The organism is Kitasatospora sp. MY 5-36 (assembly GCF_001182915.1).
GTDB lineage: Bacteria > Actinomycetota > Actinomycetes > Streptomycetales > Streptomycetaceae > Kitasatospora.
Genome location: NZ_LFVW01001087.1, coordinates 1 through 1988 on the forward strand (window position 1 = coordinate 1; position 1988 = coordinate 1988).

Genomic DNA, 1988 nt, shown 5'->3' on the forward strand with positions numbered 1-1988 from the left:
GGGTCCCGGATGGGGGTTCTTCGCATTTCCGGGCCGATGTCGGACACCACCGCACCCCGACCCCTCCGGAGCCCTCCCGAACGACCCTCGCCGAGTGGCTGGTCCACCGTCAATATGCCGCTAAAACCGCCTGATCAGCGCACTGATCAGCGGAAAATCGCGTCGCACGCCGTAGTCTCGAAGGCAGGGGGAACAGGTGTCCGGGGGTGTTCTCCGGGCCGGGTCGGATCAAGAATGGTGCTCATGGGACGAGGCAGGCTGCGCATCTACCTCGGGGCGGCCCCCGGGGTCGGCAAGACGTACGCCATGCTCGCCGAGGCGCACCGGCGGCAGGAGCGGGGCACGGACGTGGTGGTCGCGTTCGTGGAGGACCACGGCCGCCGGCGGACCGCGGACATGGTCGCGGGGCTGGAGGTCGTGCTGCGGCAGCAGGTGGTGCACCGCGGTGCCCGGTTCTCCGAGATGGACCTGGACGCCGTCCTGGCGCGCCGCCCGCAGGTGGCCCTGGTGGACGAGCTGGCCCACACCAACGTCCCCGGGTGCCGCAACGAGAAGCGCTGGCAGGACGTCGAGGAGCTGCTGGCGGCCGGGATCGACGTGATCTCCACCGTCAACGTGCAGCACCTGGAGTCGCTGGGCGACGCCGTCGAGGGCATCACCGGGGTGCGCCAGCGCGAGGCTGTCCCGGACGAGGTGGTCCGGCGGGCGGACCAGATCGAGCTGGTGGACATGTCCCCGCAGGCGCTGCGGCGCCGGCTGGCGCACGGCAACGTGTACGCGCCGGAGAAGATCGACGCCGCCCTCGCCAACTACTTCCGCCCGGGCAACCTGACCGCGCTGCGCGAGCTGGCGCTGCTGTGGACCGCGGACCGGGTGGACGAGTACCTCCAGAAGTACCGGGCCGAGCAGGGCATCGAGGGCACCTGGCAGGCCAGGGAGCGGATCGTGGTGGGCCTGACCGGCGGGCCCGAGGGGGCGACGCTGATCCGCCGGGCGGCACGGATCGCCGCCAGGGTCTCCGGCGGCGAGCTGCTCGCCGTGCACATCTCCCGCTCGGACGGGCTGGTGGGCTCCGGCTCGCCGCAGACGCTGATCGAGCAGCGCGCGCTGGTGGAGAGCCTCGGCGGCTCCTTCCACGCCGTCCTCGGCGATGACCCGGCCGGCGGGCTGCTGGACTTCGCCCGGGGCGTGAACGCCACCCAGATCGTGCTGGGCACCAGCCGGCGGCCCGGCTGGCAGTACCTGTACGGGCCGGGCGTCGGCACCATCGTGACCCGGGAGGCCGGGGACATCGACGTCCACATGGTCACCCACGAGCACGCCGGGCACGGGCGGCGCGGCAAGATACCGGTCCGCCGGATCACCGACCTGGGCCGTACCCGGACGGTCGGCGGCTGGCTGATCGGACTGGTCGGGCCGCCGCTGCTGGCGATCGTGCTGACCGCGATCGGCGGGCTGGGGCTCTCCACCGACATGCTGCTGTTCCTGTCGCTGACGGTGTGCGCGGCGCTGGTCGGCGGGCTGCTGCCGGCGATCGGCTCGGCGCTGGTCGCCTCCTCGGTCCTGAACTACTACTTCACCCCGCCGCTGCACACCTTCACCATCAACGAGCCGCAGAACATCATGGCGGTGGCGATATTCACCATCGTCGGCATATCGGTGGCGTCGGTGGTGGACCTCGCGGCCCGGCGCACCCAGCAGGCCGCCCGCAGCCAGACCGAGGCGCAGACGCTCAGCGCGCTGGCCGGCACAGTGCTGCGCGGCGCGCCCAACGGCGACGGGGTGCTGACCGCGCTGATGGAGCAGGTCCGGGAGACCTTCGGGCAGGAGAGCGCCGCGCTGCTGGAACGGCCCGACCCGCTCTCCGCCTGGGCGCCGGTGGCGACCGCCGGCCCGCGCCCGCCGGAGCGGCCGGAGGAGGCCGACGTGGACGTCCCGGTCGGCGACAGCCTGGCGCTGGTGCTGCGCGGCCGGGTGCTGCCCGGGGC

The 1988-nt window shown here is 73.0% G+C and carries 1 protein-coding gene; it reads left to right on the forward strand.

All coding sequences use genetic code 11. The features are described from left to right. Window positions 1–243 precede the first annotated feature (243 nt). The coding region (locus AE652_RS40350; protein WP_049660761.1) for a DUF4118 domain-containing protein at window positions 244–1988 on the forward strand (1745 nt) is incomplete at its 3' end.